Here is a 16,710-nt window from a genome sequence, read left to right as displayed (position 1 = left end):
AAGTTATTAGTTGTTAAAAAGATTATTCATCTCATTATCAATTCTATTGCTAGCTATGTCAAAATATTCGGGGTTCAACTCAAAGCCTATAAAATTACGATTAAGGCGTTTAGCAACTACTCCTGTAGTTCCACTACCTAAAAAAGGATCAAGAACAGTATCACCTTCCTTGCTTCCTAATAAGATAATGCGTTCTAAAAGTATTTCAGGCTTTTCTGTAGGATGTGCTGTAAGGTGACGTTGCGCATTAATTTCCCACATATTACGCATTTGTTTTCCTCCATTCATTTCTTTAGCCACATCGTAATCAAAATAATATTTTTTAGTTTTACTTGCCAACCAGATCAATTCAGTTGAAGGAGCTAAGCGATTTTTTGAAAGTAGTGGGGCTGCATTACGTTTGAACCATACAATATCATTGATAATCCACAATCCTAACTTCTTAAGAAGCACTCCTATAGAGGGATGGTTATGCAGAGTTCCTGATATCCAAATAGTCCCATTATCAGCAAGTACTCGTACACATTCTTTCAGCCACATTTCATTAAAGATATCAATATTGTCAATCACATCCCATTCACCTTTATCACAAGTAGCATACTTTCCACTTTTCACAGTTTGAAAATTAGTACCTGAAAGGTTATATGGAGGGTCAGCAAAAATCTGTTGTACACTACCTGAAGGCAATGTTTTTAATAAGGTCATGCAATCACCTTGCTGTATATTAATTTGAATCATAAAAACAATTCTTCATTTAAGGATTGAATACGTTTGTCTGCTATTTTTAAATATTCAGTATTTTGTTCTATTCCTATCCAATTTCTATTTAGTTTTTGGGCTACATAGCCTGTAGTTCCTGTACCAAAGAAGGGATCGAGTACTAGATCTCCTTCGTTAGAAGAAGCTTTAACGATAAGTTCCAACAGTTTTTCAGGTTTTTGAGTAGGATGTAGAGCACGTCCATCTTCTCCACGTAATCGTTCTTTTCCTTGTACTATGGGCAGTTCAATAAAGTCTAAAAAATCACGCATTTGTTTATGTTCTCCATTCTTTGTTTTATTAGGGTTCAAGCGTTTTACTTCCTCATAATTAAAGACCCATTTTTTACCTTTCACAAACCAACAAACAAATTCTACTGAATGAGTATAAGTTCGTTTAGTAATATTAGGCATAGCGTTAGTTTTATACCAAGTAAGTATGTTATTGAGTTTAAAACCCAACTGTTTCCCAATGGTAAGTATTTCGCCTATATTGTGCTGAGTACAAGAGATGTATAAGCTACCATTTTCTTTTAGCACCTCGTGACAAGCCTTTAACCATTGTTCTGTAAATCTCACATAATCATCATAAGTAAAAGTATCCCACACTTCATTGACTTTATAGAAAGCACCTCCTGTTTGGTTATTCTCAAGTTTTAGAGTATTCCCAGAAAGATTATAAGGTGGGTCAGCAAAAATAAGTGAAATTGAATTTTTCTCAATCTGTTCTTTCATTATTTGCACACAATCACCGTGATATATATCATTAATTATCATATTCAAATGTAGGATTTACTTCGTTTACAAACCATTTATAACCATCATTAGTGGGAGAGTTTAACAAACTCACAAATTGTTTATCTAAGGTTTCAAAAGGCATATTTTCTTTTAGTAAAAATATTATATTAGCAATGGTAAGGGGCAAGATATGCATTTGATCTACACTTCTACTACCGTCATACCAAGTTGAGAATTTATAATTGCGTAATACCACTAAATTATTAGGATCTAACTGTCCTGCTATGAATAGCGCCATACTATTAACATTCACTTCTAAAATATGTTTGGCTAAATGTCGTGGTACTGGTTCGGCTTCCATTTTACGCTGGTTATCATTATCACTTAGGGTAGCTTCAATTAAGTAGTCTTTATTTTTATAACTAAGTATTATATCTGCTTGTCCTCCAGATGCATGTGTTTTAGGCAATAAATTTGCATCTAAGTTAGGGGTAAGCAAATAAGAAAGAGGTATTTGTTCTTGAGCAAGCCAATAGAATGAGATTGCTAATAGATACTCAAAAAGTGCAGGCATAGTAGCCTCATACTCTTGGTATTTCTCTTTTATAAATTGGCGTACCTCTTCATCCTTTCTTGGATAAAGATTGGTAAATATCCAAATAATATGTTCTTTGGTAAACACTGTATTTATAAGTTGTAACAAACGTTCTTCTCTTTTCTTATTTGTAAAACTTTTCAAGCCTATTTTTTGTATTTCAGGGTAGTCTGAACTGATAGACTGAATAATATTGGCTACTTTTACATCTAAAAAATGATAAATTTCTCCCAAAGTAGCTTGATCTTTCTCTAAAAAACTCTTATATTTAGTTTCATCAGTTATTGCTACTTCTTTCAGCAAGTGTTGTTTTATATTTTTAAATAAATACCAAAAAACTATATCTAACTGAATAGTATCATTTCCAAAAACAAATATATCAAGTAATTTTAAGTGTCGTATATTTAAATCACGATATTCTTCACATACTGACAATTTCTTGATATACATATACAATACGTGGTATTCTACTATAAAATTAGCTTCTGTCTCAGCAGCTATCAAAGGGGTATGTTCAAAGAAATGAATAATAGTCTTCCAATCTGATTTTTTAGTAAGATTACTAGTGTCAAATAAAGCTTCTAAGTAATAAGCTGGTTTCTTGCTTGATATATCTTTATATCTTCCCTTCAACACCTCATTTATATAAGCTTCTTTTTGTTGCGTACTCCAATTATATTTATTTTCCCAATATTTATGTAAATCGTAAAACAAACTTATTGCTTTTTCTTTAAAACTATCTCCTTTACCGTGGGGGAGTATAGCATAAAGCATTTCTTTCAAGGCTTTTTGGTTAGAAAAATTATATTTAGCAAAAAAGTTAGCTACATTTTGAGTAGCAACAATAGTGTTTTGAGATTGTTGCACCGAGCTAAATACTGTATCTTTATAGTTGTTGTATTTTTTATAGTTCTTAATATTGGAGAGTAATTCTTTAGCAGTTCGGGATCCCGACCATACATACGTTACAAAGTCAATAGGGAGACTATTATCAAAAGCTATAAAGCTATACAATAGTGATAATAGAGGTTTAAGTTGAAAACCTTCTTGTTGATATTTTAAAAATTGTTTCAAGTATAAAAAGCTATCAGTAGCTATCTCAAACTCATTGATTGATATTTGTTCACTATTTTTAATAAGTATTTTCCCTACTTCTGTGATATTTCTATCAGCATCAGTAAAGCCTATCTGTGCTAAAAAACTAGTTTTGAGACGTACATCCTTATCGGCACTTACAGTATTATCTTTCTTTATTTCAAAAATACCTTTTTCATTGAGTAAATCAGCAAACTGTAACTGACTATCGACTGTCCATTTGCTATGTGTTACTTTAAAGTCTTGTAAGGCTTCTAAAACTTTGTAATAACGCGAGCGAGGATCACTAAATCGTGCTCCTGTATTTCCTAACGAAATAATATAGCTATTAGCTGTAATTTTACTATAAATGCTCATTTTGTTTTCCCTTATTTCAATTCACTTCAATTTTTGAAATAGTTACAGAGTTTGCTTTCATTTGTTTCCCGTTGAGGAGGGAAAATGAAAATTCAAGGTGATGATTATTTCCAATCCAACGACTTCCAAATTCTGCACCTTGTCCTTGAATGCCATTGCTCCAAGGCTGCAAAACCTGTCCATCGGTGGTTCTCGCTTGCACATAAACTTTTCCTGTTGGTTTGGAGTTGGCATCAGACTTTGTCAATAACAAGTTTACATACAACACCGTGTTACCTCCATTTCCTCCCCATCGCTCTTGAGCTATTTTGGCAGTAATTCCATTTTGGGTGAGTTCTCGAGTGCCTTCTGGGGCTTCACTTCCGCCTTTTTTATCATCGTCTTTTCCACAAGAAACTAAGGTAACTGCTGAGCAGAGTAGCAATAATGCAAACGTTACGCTTATCAGCTTTTTCATTTTTATGATGTTTTTAAATTATTAATTCTGCAAATATAAGGATTTATTTTTTACTTACAAAGTCCCTCTATAGTTTCTTTTATAAAAGGATATATACTTTGTGCTAAACAATGTACTTCGGTAGTATAAAGAACAGGTTGCTCTTTTTCATCTTTCTCAAAGTGTTTCAAACTATTATCTATAGCAGTTTTGATATGTATAGGGGCTTTACGGACATCAAAACCACCTTTTACTTTATCGTTTAAAAACGCTTTAAAAGTTGTATAAGCCTTTACTTCTTTATCTTGAGGCTTTTCGCCTATAAAATGGTAATACAACCATACTTCAAATGAAGGATTGCTCTGAGTTACTTCCCAACTGTTTTTATCTGTTTTCTTTTGTGTACAGTAAGCTTTCAGTTGAGTTATTTTATCGTTTTCATTCCAACGGTCGGTATCAATTACAAACCACACTTCATCGCGATAGTCAGCATTCAAAGGTGTTTTTGGGAAATGCTTTTCTGCTTGTTCTTTTAGCTTCAATGGGTCAGACTTGCCCTGTTGACTTCCAATGGGGATAATGTCAATATTAGACGAAATGCCCGTGAAGTAATCGAAATACCTTACTTCTCTTTTGCCTTCGCAAAAGATGTACACTTTTTTAGCCTCGCGTGTAGGGGCTTGTCGATGGTATGTTTTATTTCTGGTTAGGTATGATTTCATTGGTATGCCAGTTCAGTTCTTTTAAGTTTGATAAAAAGGGAATGCCCCCGTAACGCCCGTTGAGGTAGTCTTTTTCAACTGTAGCTGTATTGCTGATGTTAAAATCGCTGAGCGAATACATTTGGGTAGCTCCTCCCATATCTTTTTGGGTAAACCAAATTTCGTCAGGGCGTAATATTTCTTGGTCTAACAAACACGATTCGTGAGTAGTGAAAATTAGTTGTCCTTGTGCGGTAGTATCTGATGATATTTTTTTAATAAGCTCTTTTATCATCATTGGGTGAATGCTGCGCTCTATTTCATCTACTATATAAACTGCTTCATTATTGATAACATCACTGATAAGAGGTGTATACTCTAACAATCGCTTAGTACCATCTGATTCCAATCTCAAAGGGAAGCGCACTTTATAACCATCTTTACCTGAGTGTTCTGTAAATAAACGCTTGGTGTAAAGCTGGTTATTTTCGTTGAGGACAATAGCTACTTCTTCTCTTGTATACTCATCATAAAAAGCAATACCTTTATCACTTTCTTTTTTCAGTTTATCAATAAGTTCCCTTTTCTTCTCTTCGTTAAGATTAGGAAAAGTTTTTTCTATTCTATCGGTTTTTATATGAAAACTTTCAATACCAGTACTTAAGTTAGGTATGAATGTATTGATAAAATCACGCATTTCAGTATTTGTATCAAAGGAATGTACCATTCCATTTACCTTGAAGGCTGGAGAAAGAACTGTAAGGGTATTTAAAAACCAGCCAAACACATTGTGAATATCGGCGTATTCATCAGGATATTTCTGTGCGAGAAAAGTAAGTAAGAGTTCGTCTTTACTCAATAATTTCTCACTGAGCAGTTCTAAAAACATACGTTCTTTTTCATCCGTTACTTGACCGCCTACAAAAGGTATTTGTTGCGTTCCTTCTACTAAAGTACGTTCAAATACTATACGGTCTTCACCTTCTTTAAACGTTTCTATTAGTACCTCATTGAGTATTTGATTGTGCTCGAAAGTAATGGTGTAATAGTACATTTTACTATTGGATAGCAATTCTATACCTAATGAAATGGGCTTAGCAAGCGCCTCCTTACTGAGTTTAAACTTACAATCATTGGGATTATCTATAATCTTTCCTCTTTTTACAGTTTCTTGTAGCAAAGCAATAGCTTTTACAAAGTTAGATTTACCCGAAGCGTTAGCCCCATAGATAGCAGTCATACGTAGAAAGTCTACCCCATTAACATGCTTTTTGTGGTGAGGTAACTGTTCAGAATTGTTTGTAAGAAGGTTAAACTCAGTTTCCTCTTCAAACGAATATAAGTTCTTTATTTGAAATCGTATAAGCATATTCTTTATTTTTTATTCTTTGATACAAGTTTCAGTTTCTTAAAAAACGCCTCTTCTCGCTCGGCAATGGTGTACAACTGGGCAGAAAGTGCTTGGTACACATCGGTTTGGGTGCTGCGGTTCTTGTACACACGAGCGATGGCTACCGCAAAATCGCGCCACGCATCGCCTATATCGGTAATTTCTTTGGAGAGTTCCAAGAGGCTGTCGTTCTTCAAGAGTTTGCCCGCTTCTTGCAAAAAAGCGCCGTAAATAAACCTAAAGCCACCTCCACCCGTGCCTATTTCTTCCTGCATTCTGATGAGCTGCGCAAGGTAGTGATTGGTGGTTTTGGCACCCAACTTCCTGTGCCATTTGAGAATGTCCTTGCTGAGTTTTTTCATTCCCGCCACGCCCACGATGGGCACTGGGGCGAGCATCGTGCTGCAGGTTTGCTTAATGCCCTGCCAAATCGCTTTTTCTAAATGCAACTCCTTAGGCAGGTGCGTGGGGTAGTACAAATGACCTTTAGGCGCAAGTACACCACTGGCAAAACGCACTTTGGTGAGCTCGCTGGGCGTGAGGGTAGTAGTGTGCTGGATTACAGGGTCACTGATGAGATAGTTGCCGTCCTCCTTGCCGTAAACTACGAGGTTATGAGCGTTGAAGTGAAAGCGGTATTCATCGGGGAAATACGGCAGGTTAAACACCCCCACTTGCAAGCCCGTAGGGATACCCTTTTCTAAATTAGCATCTAAGGCTTGTTGGGCTTTTTCGGGAGAAGAGAACTTTTGGCGTTTCACCTTAAAACCGAGTCGTTTAGCTACCTTGCTAAAGATGTGTCCCGGCATTGTGCGATAGCTAATAGCAGGAGCTTCGTTTACCTTTAGCCACGGAAAGTAGAAGAACAACAGACCTGACCCAATCCCAAAAACCATAGGTTCACTAATTTCTACCCCGTTGAAGTGCAAGAGGTTAGAAGCTACCCCATTCTCACAGTGCGCCGACTGTTTATGTTCAAAATCAATTGTCATACTGAATAATAAAGCGCAAAGATAGGAGATAATTAGCAAATGAGCAAATTTGATATTTTGTAGATAAACACAAATATAGCAATTCTACCACCTAAAAAGCATCACCCTCGCTATAGAAGTCACATAAAAATAAATCTAAAGTTGCAGTGTTATTCCCTTGTTTGGTTTGTTATAATTTGCTCAATCTCTCTCCTAAAGTAAAATCAATTTTCTAACCAAATTCCTTTCATTCTCTGCACATCTAAATGCTCAACTCGTTAGCTACCTTTAAGACATAATTTCGTATGTTTCAACTATTAGAAAGGAAGGCGAAAAGTCGCTTTACACCACTACAATTCCCCCTCTCTGAGGGTTGTCCGCAATTGCCGAGTAAGAGAATTAGGGGAAGATTTCTGCACATTTTCTATCACTTTCCCCCTTCACATCTCCCCCTTGAGGGAAGTCCGCGCCAGCGGAGTATGTGAGAGGAGGGATGTTTATACTATTATTTCCTTTCCCAACCCTGTTCACCACGTCCGCCCCGTCCGACTGGTCTGACCCGTCCTCCTTTCTCCCCCGTCGCATCTCCCCCTAATGCCTATGGCCTAAGGCCTAAGGTTTCTTCCTCTTTCTTTCGCCACGAAACCCTATTTTTAGTATTTTTAGTATTATTGTATTATAGTATTAATCAATTACTTATACACCCTTTGTATAACAATCGTCCAAGATTCGTATAAGCATCCTATAAGCTTTGTATAAGCTAACCATACCCATTTTACCTTTTAACTTTTATCTTTTACCTAAAAACTTCCTTCCGGATTTCTCCGTTTACTTTCATTAGTTCTAAAAATTCTACTACCTCCCAGAATTATCTGACTTATCTAAAAAAACCTTACTTATCCAAAATTTCTAATTCCTAATCCCTAACTCCTAAACATTTTTTGCTAATTATTTTTTATTCCCTATCTTTGCCCTTATTTTTACATTTCATTAAAATAATTTCAATATGAAAAACATACTTATAACACTCTTCGCTTTGGGCGTCGCCACAGCCTGCTCTCAGCAAGAAAACGAAGACCCTTCAGTAAAAGAAAACAACGATTATTTACAAAAAGAAGGCTGGAAATTAGTCTGGGAAGACGATTTTAACCGCAACGATATCTTCGCCACCGATATATGGTCGAAAATATGGGGGTGCCCAAACTCAACTGCCGATTGGTGCAAAACAATGAGTCAAGACCCCAGTCTGTTTGAAATCAAAAACGGCAATCTTATCCTCTTAGGCAAGCCCAGTACCAACCCCACCAAAGACAAAACTAAATACATCACCGGAGGCGTTTCCACCAAAGGTAAAAAGTACTTTCAAAACGGTCGCTTAGAAATCCGTTGCAAGCTCGAAGCCACTCAAGGAGCGTGGCCTTCCCTCTGGATGGTACCCGAAGCTCCGTGGCCTACAGGAGGCGAGATAGACATCGTCGAACGACTCAACTACGAGCCTTTCGTACACCACACCGTACACTCCACCTACACCCAAGCAGGTAAAAAAGACCCCACCAAGCGCACCCCAAAAAGCACCGCCACAGCACCCATTAATCCCGATGATTATAACATCTATGCCGTAGAGCTCGACACCGATGAATTGCGCTTTTATGTAAACGGCAAACAAACCTTTAGCTATCCCCGCGTGCCCGAGAAAGAAAGCGAAGGGCAATTCCCTTTCAATCGCCCCTATATGTTGCGCATCGATATGCAATTAGGAGGCAGTTGGGTAGGCGAAGTAAAACCCTTTAAAGACCCCGTGAGAATGTACGTAGACTGGGTGCGATTCTATCAGAAATGATTATAAAAGTATGATATCGTGTATAATGAGCGTCACAACATTCCCCCTTTAGAGGGGGATAGGGGGAGGTCTTTATTAATGTTTTTCTATCAGAAATAACAACACCAAATAAAAAAAATCACACTTTTATTTTGGTAGTTCCAAAAATAATAGTATTTTTACGCCCCAATTTAAATAAATGCTATATTTTTATGGAAGAAGGAAACATCAGAGTGCGCTATTCCGATAAGGAATTAGAAGAATTTAAAGCACTCATCGAAGAAAAAATCAAGAAAGCACAATCCGATTTAGAGCTTATTAAAAGTTCGTATATGAACAGTGCCACCAATGGCACCGACGATACAGCCCCTACCTTCAAAGCCTTTGAAGAAGGCTCTAAAGTAACCAGCAAAGAGGAAAATACCGCGCTGGCTATTCGTCAAGAAAAGTTCATACGCGACCTTAAAAATGCCCTCATACGCATCGAAAATAAAACCTACGGCATCTGTAGGGTCACCGGTAAACTCATCGATAAACGTCGCCTTATGGCAGTGCCTCACGCTACCCTTAGCATCGAGGCTAAAAATATGCAATAGCCATATCCCACAAATGACGCTCACCGAGTACCTACACCAAGAAACTCAAATCAACCCTGAGACACTTGCTTTTATCAATAGCCTTTTTGAGCAACAAGAGTACAAAAAATACCACTTGTTGCTCAAAGAAGGCTCACCCTCCAAGCAATTGTTTTATGTTGAAAAGGGACTCTTGCGCTTATTTTACAATAAAGAAGATAAAGACATTACCCACACCTTCTTTATTGAACAAATGTTCTATTTCCCCGTAGAAAACATCTATTTCTCACAACCCTACCCCTTCAATCTCGAAGCCTTAGAAGATTCAGTAATCTGGGTAGCATCTTTCTCCGAAGTAGAACGCGTAGTAAATGAACATCAAGAACTCGAACGCCTAATGCGCTTCCTATTAGTGTCTGCCATCAAATCACTCACCGAACGCCTGCATACCGTAAAATTCCAAACCGCCCAAGAACGTTACGACTTCCTTTTACAAACTCATCCTCAAATACTCCTGCGTGCTCCTTTAGGGCACATCGCTTCTCTTTTAGGTATTACTCAGCAAACCCTCAGCGTTATTCGCAGTGCAACTCGCACAACTGATAAAGGTGCAAAATAATTTGCTAATTGAAAAAAAAGTTGTATATTGCGCCCATTAAAATCAGTGTAATAATACCTATTGCCTATGCAAACAAAAGAAAAATATCACTTAGAAGTTACCGTAAACGCCTCTCCACAACTGCTCTATCAATATATATCTACCCCAGCAGGACTCTCATCGTGGTATGCTGACGATGTGCGTGCCAATGAAGAAATATACACCTTTGTATGGAATGGAGTAGAAGAAACCGCTCAGCTGTTGCGCAAAAAGTTAGACGACCATATTCGTTTTCATTGGGAAGACGACGAGGAAGCTACTACCTATTTCGAAATTAAAATTAATGTAAATGATATGACCCAAGAGGTCTCCCTCATCATTACCGATTTCGCCCTCCCTAATGAAATTGAAGAAGCTAAACAGCTCTGGATACTTCAAATAAACGACCTAAAAGCTAAAATAGGTGCTAACTAAATATGAAACTCAATTACAACGGCAACCTCATCACCGATAGCGATACTATTTTAACCGTTAAAAACCGTGCTTTCCGCTATGGTGATGGTGTGTTCGACATTTGCAAATACAGCTACCAAAAACTAATCTTTTGGGAAGAACACTACCTGCGCCTAATGGCAAGTATGCGCATTTTACGTATGGATATCCCTATGGTATTTTCAATGGAATACCTCGAAGAGGAAATCCTTACTCTTATCAAAGCTAATGGTCTTGAGAGTAAGCCAGCACAAGTGCGTATGAGTGTGTTCCGTAAAGAAGGAGGCAATTATACCCCCTTTACCAATGAGGTAGATTATATCATAGAAACCGAAGCGATGAACAACCCTTTTTATGTGCTAAACGAAGAACCCTACGAGGTAGAACTCTTTAAAGATTTTTACATACAACCCGACCTCTTAGCTAATATAAAGCACATTAATCGCACGGCGAACGTACTGGGTAGTATCTTTGCTGAAGAAAACGAGTATCAGAATTGTATCTTGCTCAATAGTAACAAGAGCATTGCAGGAATGCTGAACGGCAACCTCTTTGTGGTGCAAGGTAACACCCTAAGAACTCCTCCGCTTACCGATGGCGCTCTCAACGGTATTACTCGCAAGATGCTTATCAAGACTCTTAACAAAACACAGGATTACGAAGTGATAGAAACCTCTATCTCTCCTTTCGAACTCCAAAAAGCCGATGAGCTTTTCCTCACTAATAGCCTTATTGGCATTCAGCCCATCAGTCAGTATCGCAAAAAAGCATATCCTTGTACTACTGCCAAAAGTCTTATCGGTAAACTGAATACAAGTGCGAGGTTTGGAGTGGTGTAAGTTAGGTAAGAGGTAAGAGCAGTGAATGTTGAGAACTGGGTGTGTGAAGAGGGCGCAACAGATAATGTGAGTAAAAGGTAATATTATGAATATTGAGATTAAAAATCTAACGGGAAAGAAAATACTTGTTGCTATTAGTGGTGGTATTGATAGTGTGGTACTCGCTCATATACTATATGCTCACGGTATTGAATTGCTTTTGGCGCACTGTAACTTCCAATTGCGCTCAGAAGAAAGTGACGCCGATGAGACTTTTGTCCGCACCTTTGCTCAGGAGCTGGGGGTTCCTTTAGAAGTAAAACGTTTCAATACCCACTGGTATGCTGAGGAACATCAGCTGAATACCCAGTTGGCAGCTCGTGAGTTGCGCTATCAGTGGTTTTACGAGCTAGCAAGCACACACTTCTGCGATGCTATTGCTACCGCTCATCACGCTAACGACAACCTCGAAACCTTCTTCATCAACCTTTCCAGAGGTAGTGGTTTAGATGGACTTTTAGGCATTCCAGAAGAAAAAGGCATTATCATACGTCCGTTGTTACAGTTTTCTCGTCAGCAGATATATGAATATGCGCAGGCTAAGCGCCTTAAATGGCGTGAGGACAGCAGTAATGCTTCCAATAAGTATGTGCGCAATGTAATCCGACACGATATTGTACCCAAACTTGCGTTAGTGCACCCTAATTATTTAGAAAACTTCAATCAAACACAGGAATATCTGCATCAATCAGCGCGATTTATAGATTTTTATATAGAACAACTCAAAGAATCTTGCTTTGAGGGTGATAATCCTATTCAGATAAATACCGAAAAGCTACAAGTTGCTCCTGAATTAGATTTTGTTTTACATAAACTGTTCTATCCTTACGGTTTTAGTAATGTAAAAGACCTCAAGAATCTATTGTTGAATGCCGAAGCGGGTAAACAAGTTCTTTCAGCTACTCATATCCTCATAAAAGACAACGCTTGCCTTTGGTTAAAGCCTAATGAAGCTAAGCAGAATTTAAGCTTGCTGATTTCAGAAGATATGGCTGAAGTATATGACCCTGTTCATCTTCGTTTTGAATTTATAGAGGGTAAAGTGAAAGTGAAAAATCCTATTGCTACTGAAATATACGTAGACGCTGATAAACTGCAATACCCACTTATGTTGCGGTATAAGAGGGAAGGCGATGTGTTTTTCCCTTTTGGAATGAACAGCAAGAAGAAACTGAGCAAGTTTTTTACTGATGAAAAATACACTCAAATAGAGCGCGAAGACCAAGTGCTTTTATGTAGTGGTGACGATATTGTGTGGGTGGTGGGCAAGCGCTTAGACGACCGTTTTAAAGTTACTAAGGATACTAAAAGGGCTGTAAAAATTAGGTGTGAGCCACACGGGCAGGTGTGAGGTCGTAGCACGGTGCGAGCCGCACGGGCAATAAGGGGGAGATTGGTTGAAGGTGGTCGGACGGAGTCGGACGAGTTGGAGAAAGTCTCAAAAACTCTGGGAGGCTCAGAAGAGAGATGAGGGAGGAGAAAGATATCGGAGGAATTCGGAAGGGGGGTTTTAGGTAAAAGATAAAAGGTAAAAGGTAAAGTGGGTATATTGAGCTTATACAAAGCTTATAGGATGCTTATACGAATCTTGGACGATTGTTATACAAAGGGTATATAAATAATTGATTAATACCATAATACAATAATACCAAAAATGCTAATAATAGGGTTTCGTGACGAAAGAAAAAGGTAGTAGGGAGACGGGTAATTGAAAACTTTGGCAAAGTTGTGAGTTTAGGAATTAGCAAATCTGATAATGGGGGGATTTAGGAAGAAATCACTATAAAAGTTTTGAGATTGCAGTAGCTGGTTGTGAGTACCTGAAAGAGTGATAGTTCCTTTCTCTAAAATACAAATACGGTCGGCGAGATGTGGTAAGGAATGCAGGCGATGTGAGATAAAAAGAATAAGGGTATTATGTTTGATTTGCTCAAGCACGCTATGTACAAAGGCTTCGGTATGCCTATCCATTGCGGAAGTCGCTTCGTCTAAAATAAGCAATTGAGGCTTTTTGAACAGTGCACGAGCAAAGGCTATGAGCTGTTTTTGTCCACCTGAAATATTTACTCCTTTTTCGCCTAATTGAGTGAGTAAGCCTTGAGGAAACTGCTGAAAATACGTATCAAAACCGTATTGTTTTAAGAAACCGACAAGTTCTTCAGAAGAGGTTTCTGTTCCTAACAAAATATTATCCAATACATTACCGTTGAAAATAGCCACTTCTTGAGGAATATAGGCTACTTTATCGCGATAACTTTTGGTAGCAATAGTGTTCAGCGCATATTGCCGATTGATATAAATAGTCCCTTCATCAGGTGGATAAAACTGCAATAACAGATTGGCAAGCGTACTTTTGCCGCAACCGTTTTCACCTACGATAGCCACTATTTCACCTTTATTGATTTGCAAAGAAAGATGATGCAAGATAGGTTTCCTGCCTGCAAAACGAAACGATACGTTTTCTAAAGCTACGCTGTCAATATTGTCAATAGCCTCTCCCTCTTCTTGCTCAGGAGGCATTGCGCTAAAGTGATACATACGAGCAAAAGCTACTTTAGCCTCATTGATAGGAATGCTTATCAGTGCTAAATTCAGTACAGAGGGCAACAAAGAGCCCACCATTGAGAGGATTGCCATTAGTTTTCCTAAAAGCAAAGTGCCTTTGAGTACTCGTATTGCACAGTAAACAAGCACGCTTACCAAGAAAACAACACTAATAATTCCTGATACCCACGAGAGCTTGATGTTCACTTTGCCCAACTGAAAGGCTTTTTCTTGTGAGGAGAGAAAAATACCCTCGTTTACTTTTGAGAAGACCGCTTGTTTGTTGTTAATCTTGATATCAGTAGTACCTTGAAAAGTATTGATATAATGACTCTCTACCAAAGCGTAAGTTTGCATTACCTCGCGTTGCAGGGTAACAATTTTGGTGTTGTTCTTACGAATGACAAAAAAGTAAATGGGGATAGATAGCAAGGTGAACACCCCCACTTGCCACGAATAGTAAAACAAAAATACCGAAGTGATAACTACCACCAATATATCAATAAACGTAGCACTTACGAGCATTTTAATCACTCGCTGAATGCGTTGGGTATCGTTTAGGCAGGCAATGAGTTCTCCTATTTTGCGCGTATCGAAAAAGAATTTGGGCAGGTGAAGGAGTTTACTAAAAAACTGCTGGTTGATACGCGTGTTGAAGTCTTTAGCTTGCAAGAGCAAAAAGTATTCTCTTACTACCGAAATGCCTATGCGAGCTAAGAGCAAAAAAGTGAGCAACAGCACCCCTTGAATAAGTTTACTAATTTCTTTAGAAGGGAGAATGTTATCAATGAGTTTTTGTGAGAAGATAGCCATTGCTAAACCCAAAACGGCAATGACCGTACCTAATAGCCCGCTGAGGAGTAGCAAACGTACATCTTTTTGAATGAGGTTTAAAAACCATTTCAACTGTGCTTTTTGCTGTGTTGTTTTCTTTTTGAATTGAGCGGTAGGGGTGAGTGTTAAACAAGTTTTAGAGCGCCAAAGAACCTCTAATTCTTCAGCGGATAACGATACAACACCTTTTGCAGGGTCTCCTATGATAAATGTATCTTTTTCATAACCGTAACACACCACATAATGCTCTAAATTACCCATAGTTAAATGCAGTATGAGTGGAGCATTATACACTTTGAGCACCGCTATATCCGCCTCGTTGCCTTCTGCCTCAAAACCTATACTATTGGCTGCTTGGTAGAGCCCTAATAGGGTAGTGCCTTGCACGGTAGTACCACTAAGGGAGCGGAGTTCTTCTAAGGTGTGCGCACCACCGTAATATTGGACAAGAGATAACAAGCAAGCCACCCCACAATCACTTTGGTCGTGCTGGAGTACAAAGGTTTTACGGATATGTTTTAGGTTGAGCATAGTGTAAAAAGAACCCTCATTTAAGCTTCCCTAAATGAGGGTTTATTAAGGTTAAATTTTACATTAAAGCAAGCTAACGCTCTTTCTTCTCTTTTTCAAATAATATTTTAGTAGTTATGAGATTACCAAATATTACTATATATGATGAAGCTATCACCCATTTGTTTATTTCATAATCGGTGAAAAGTCTCATAAAAACAGGAACAGCTGCTATAATAGTTATAACAAGCAAGGTATAACGTACATATTTTTTCATAATATCTATTGTTCTATCGTAAACCGTAAGCTACACATCCTGCTCCTATTGCAGCACCTGCAATAGTTGCTCCCCATCCGACAGGATTCCAAAGATTTGCTAAAACACCTATTTCATAAACAGCAGCTACTGCTGCAAATCCATCACAAAAGTTATCGATTTTATCACCGCCTTTTATGCTTTCCATTTCAATTAAGTTCAATTTTTTCATAGTATAAATTTTTATTAGTTATTATTTTTAACATTTTGCTTCTGCGTATACCGTCATACCTAAAGCACAGAGAACTGACCCCATCCCCCCGAAGAAAATAGCGCCTCCAACAGCAGCTCCTGCAACATAAGAAACTCTTCCCCAAGAAGAGCAGTCAAATCCTCCTTGGATTTCTTCCATTTGTTTGATTTCTAATTTTTTCATCGTTTTAAAATTTTATATTAATAAATAATTACTATCATCTAAAAGAAGTATCCACAAACGCTAGCTTTTTTGCTCCTCTCCTTAACAGATGATTTTATTTTTCGCCTAAGAGCTGTAATAGTTTTTCGGCTCTTAGTTGTCCTTTGTGACGCAATAGTAATTTGCCTTGTGTATCATACGCCAATATATAGGGTATACTATTGGCTTCAAATTTTGTAGCAAAAGTGTAAGCGCTATCTTGCAGGAATATTACATTGTCTTTATCCCATAAGTTTTGTTGTATAGCAAAAGTTTTGATGGCTTCTTTGTTCTCGTTTGAGACAAATAGCAAGGTGCTTGCTTTAAATCGCTCTAACTGCTCGCTTATCTCTTTGGTTTCATAAAAACAATACTCACACTCAGTATTGAAATAGATAAACACTATTTGGGTGTTTTTAGGCAACTGTGCTTTCGTAAAAGCTCTCCCTTCTATGGTTTGAAAGCTAAACTCAGGCAAAGTGCTGAGTTGTTGCTGTACTTGGGCTTTGTGTTGTAGCTTTTGGGTAATCAAGAAACCCATAGTTCCTAAAAATAACACTACCACTGCTATAATGAGTTTCTTTACAATTGGTTTCTTCATATTAAAAAGGATTATAGAAAATATTTACATATTAAGAACATCCCCCTATCCCCCTTCAAAGGGGGAATTGTAGCGACGGTCATTATTCATAAAAACCACATATTACTA

General features: G+C 37.9%; 18 protein-coding genes. 6 read left to right on the top strand and 12 right to left on the bottom strand.

What is annotated here, in order from left to right; all coding sequences use genetic code 11:
• Window positions 1-6: 6 nt before the first annotated feature.
• From RCZ04_RS04665 to RCZ04_RS04635, 7 genes are read right to left on the bottom strand one after another with little or no spacing between them, the layout of a single operon-like run.
• Complete coding sequence (locus RCZ04_RS04665; protein WP_460484792.1) at window positions 7-738, bottom strand: DNA-methyltransferase; 732 nt, start codon at window positions 736-738, stop codon at window positions 7-9.
• Complete coding sequence (locus RCZ04_RS04660) at window positions 735-1,493, bottom strand: DNA-methyltransferase (protein WP_460484791.1); 759 nt, start codon at window positions 1,491-1,493, stop codon at window positions 735-737. The genes RCZ04_RS04665 and RCZ04_RS04660 overlap by 4 nt, the downstream gene beginning before the upstream one ends.
• A gap of 31 nt (window positions 1,494-1,524) precedes the next feature.
• Window positions 1,525-3,543 carry an AlwI family type II restriction endonuclease gene (locus RCZ04_RS04655; protein ID WP_460484790.1) on the bottom strand — a complete coding sequence of 673 codons (2,019 nt, stop codon included), beginning with the start codon at window positions 3,541-3,543 and terminating at the stop codon, window positions 1,525-1,527.
• Window positions 3,544-3,559: 16 nt separating this feature from the next.
• The gene (locus tag RCZ04_RS04650) at window positions 3,560-4,000 is read right to left on the bottom strand and encodes a hypothetical protein (protein ID WP_460484789.1); all 441 of its coding nucleotides are present in this window, start codon (window positions 3,998-4,000) and stop codon (window positions 3,560-3,562) included.
• A 50-nt stretch (window positions 4,001-4,050) separates the two neighbouring features.
• Window positions 4,051-4,701, bottom strand: coding sequence for an RloB family protein (locus tag RCZ04_RS04645; RefSeq protein WP_460484788.1), 651 nt, complete (start codon window positions 4,699-4,701; stop codon window positions 4,051-4,053).
• Complete coding sequence (locus tag RCZ04_RS04640; protein WP_460484787.1) at window positions 4,676-6,049, bottom strand: AAA family ATPase; 1,374 nt, start codon at window positions 6,047-6,049, stop codon at window positions 4,676-4,678. The genes RCZ04_RS04645 and RCZ04_RS04640 overlap by 26 nt, the downstream gene beginning before the upstream one ends.
• A 5-nt stretch (window positions 6,050-6,054) precedes the next feature.
• Complete coding sequence (locus tag RCZ04_RS04635) at window positions 6,055-7,062, bottom strand: BtrH N-terminal domain-containing protein (protein WP_460484786.1); 1,008 nt, start codon at window positions 7,060-7,062, stop codon at window positions 6,055-6,057.
• Window positions 7,063-8,047: 985 nt separating this feature from the next.
• Between RCZ04_RS04635 and RCZ04_RS04630 the strand changes: the two genes are divergently transcribed.
• The 6 genes from RCZ04_RS04630 to tilS all read left to right on the top strand — a co-directional run bounded on the left by RCZ04_RS04630 (window position 8,048) and on the right by tilS (window position 12,754).
• Entirely contained in the window at window positions 8,048-8,881 is an 834-nt protein-coding gene (locus RCZ04_RS04630) for a glycoside hydrolase family 16 protein (RefSeq protein ID WP_460484785.1), read from the top strand.
• 191 nt (window positions 8,882-9,072) lie between these two features.
• Entirely contained in the window at window positions 9,073-9,456 is a 384-nt protein-coding gene (locus RCZ04_RS04625; RefSeq protein WP_460484784.1) for a TraR/DksA family transcriptional regulator, read from the top strand.
• A gap of 13 nt (window positions 9,457-9,469) precedes the next feature.
• On the top strand, window positions 9,470-10,054 hold the full coding sequence (locus RCZ04_RS04620; protein ID WP_460484783.1) for a Crp/Fnr family transcriptional regulator: 585 nt from the start codon (window positions 9,470-9,472) through the stop codon (window positions 10,052-10,054).
• A gap of 66 nt (window positions 10,055-10,120) precedes the next feature.
• Window positions 10,121-10,507 carry an START-like domain-containing protein gene (locus tag RCZ04_RS04615; RefSeq protein ID WP_460484782.1) on the top strand — a complete coding sequence of 129 codons (387 nt, stop codon included), beginning with the start codon at window positions 10,121-10,123 and terminating at the stop codon, window positions 10,505-10,507.
• 2 nt (window positions 10,508-10,509) lie between these two features.
• Window positions 10,510-11,364, top strand: coding sequence for an aminotransferase class IV (locus tag RCZ04_RS04610; RefSeq protein WP_460484781.1), 855 nt, complete (start codon window positions 10,510-10,512; stop codon window positions 11,362-11,364).
• An 85-nt stretch (window positions 11,365-11,449) separates the two neighbouring features.
• A complete protein-coding gene (tilS, locus tag RCZ04_RS04605) occupies window positions 11,450-12,754 on the top strand; it encodes a tRNA lysidine(34) synthetase (RefSeq protein ID WP_460484780.1) in 1,305 nt (434 codons plus the stop codon).
• A 383-nt stretch (window positions 12,755-13,137) separates the two neighbouring features.
• Here the strand turns inward: tilS and RCZ04_RS04600 are convergent, their stop codons facing one another.
• The 5 genes from RCZ04_RS04600 to RCZ04_RS04580 form a co-directional block, all read right to left on the bottom strand.
• Window positions 13,138-15,312, bottom strand: a complete 2,175-nt coding sequence (locus tag RCZ04_RS04600; RefSeq protein WP_460484779.1) for a peptidase domain-containing ABC transporter — start codon at window positions 15,310-15,312, stop codon at window positions 13,138-13,140.
• Between the two features lie 73 nt (window positions 15,313-15,385).
• Window positions 15,386-15,568, bottom strand: a complete 183-nt coding sequence (locus RCZ04_RS04595) for a hypothetical protein (RefSeq protein ID WP_460484778.1) — start codon at window positions 15,566-15,568, stop codon at window positions 15,386-15,388.
• Between the two features lie 13 nt (window positions 15,569-15,581).
• The gene (locus RCZ04_RS04590) at window positions 15,582-15,779 is read right to left on the bottom strand and encodes a hypothetical protein (RefSeq protein ID WP_460484777.1); all 198 of its coding nucleotides are present in this window, start codon (window positions 15,777-15,779) and stop codon (window positions 15,582-15,584) included.
• A gap of 27 nt (window positions 15,780-15,806) precedes the next feature.
• Complete coding sequence (locus RCZ04_RS04585; protein WP_460484776.1) at window positions 15,807-15,983, bottom strand: hypothetical protein; 177 nt, start codon at window positions 15,981-15,983, stop codon at window positions 15,807-15,809.
• Window positions 15,984-16,077: 94 nt separating this feature from the next.
• Window positions 16,078-16,602, bottom strand: coding sequence for a TlpA family protein disulfide reductase (locus RCZ04_RS04580; RefSeq protein ID WP_460484775.1), 525 nt, complete (start codon window positions 16,600-16,602; stop codon window positions 16,078-16,080).
• Window positions 16,603-16,710: the final 108 nt, after the last annotated feature.

The organism is Capnocytophaga sp. HP1101 (assembly GCF_054772415.1).
The sequence above is the reverse complement of the archived record's forward strand: the minus strand, read 5'-3'. Positions and strand labels throughout refer to the sequence as shown.

Coding starts and splice junctions, on each gene's coding strand:
- RCZ04_RS04665 (WP_460484792.1), bottom strand. CDS start 738: ATGATTCAAATTAATATACAGCAAGGTGATTGCATGACCTTATTAAAA.
- RCZ04_RS04660 (WP_460484791.1), bottom strand. CDS start 1,493: ATGAAAGAACAGATTGAGAAAAATTCAATTTCACTTATTTTTGCTGAC.
- RCZ04_RS04655 (WP_460484790.1), bottom strand. CDS start 3,543: ATGAGCATTTATAGTAAAATTACAGCTAATAGCTATATTATTTCGTTA.
- RCZ04_RS04650 (WP_460484789.1), bottom strand. CDS start 4,000: ATGAAAAAGCTGATAAGCGTAACGTTTGCATTATTGCTACTCTGCTCA.
- RCZ04_RS04645 (WP_460484788.1), bottom strand. CDS start 4,701: ATGAAATCATACCTAACCAGAAATAAAACATACCATCGACAAGCCCCT.
- RCZ04_RS04640 (WP_460484787.1), bottom strand. CDS start 6,049: ATGCTTATACGATTTCAAATAAAGAACTTATATTCGTTTGAAGAGGAA.
- RCZ04_RS04635 (WP_460484786.1), bottom strand. CDS start 7,062: ATGACAATTGATTTTGAACATAAACAGTCGGCGCACTGTGAGAATGGG.
- RCZ04_RS04630 (WP_460484785.1), top strand. CDS start 8,048: ATGAAAAACATACTTATAACACTCTTCGCTTTGGGCGTCGCCACAGCC.
- RCZ04_RS04625 (WP_460484784.1), top strand. CDS start 9,073: ATGGAAGAAGGAAACATCAGAGTGCGCTATTCCGATAAGGAATTAGAA.
- RCZ04_RS04620 (WP_460484783.1), top strand. CDS start 9,470: ATGACGCTCACCGAGTACCTACACCAAGAAACTCAAATCAACCCTGAG.
- RCZ04_RS04615 (WP_460484782.1), top strand. CDS start 10,121: ATGCAAACAAAAGAAAAATATCACTTAGAAGTTACCGTAAACGCCTCT.
- RCZ04_RS04610 (WP_460484781.1), top strand. CDS start 10,510: ATGAAACTCAATTACAACGGCAACCTCATCACCGATAGCGATACTATT.
- tilS (WP_460484780.1), top strand. CDS start 11,450: ATGAATATTGAGATTAAAAATCTAACGGGAAAGAAAATACTTGTTGCT.
- RCZ04_RS04600 (WP_460484779.1), bottom strand. CDS start 15,312: ATGCTCAACCTAAAACATATCCGTAAAACCTTTGTACTCCAGCACGAC.
- RCZ04_RS04595 (WP_460484778.1), bottom strand. CDS start 15,568: ATGAAAAAATATGTACGTTATACCTTGCTTGTTATAACTATTATAGCA.
- RCZ04_RS04590 (WP_460484777.1), bottom strand. CDS start 15,779: ATGAAAAAATTGAACTTAATTGAAATGGAAAGCATAAAAGGCGGTGAT.
- RCZ04_RS04585 (WP_460484776.1), bottom strand. CDS start 15,983: ATGAAAAAATTAGAAATCAAACAAATGGAAGAAATCCAAGGAGGATTT.
- RCZ04_RS04580 (WP_460484775.1), bottom strand. CDS start 16,602: ATGAAGAAACCAATTGTAAAGAAACTCATTATAGCAGTGGTAGTGTTA.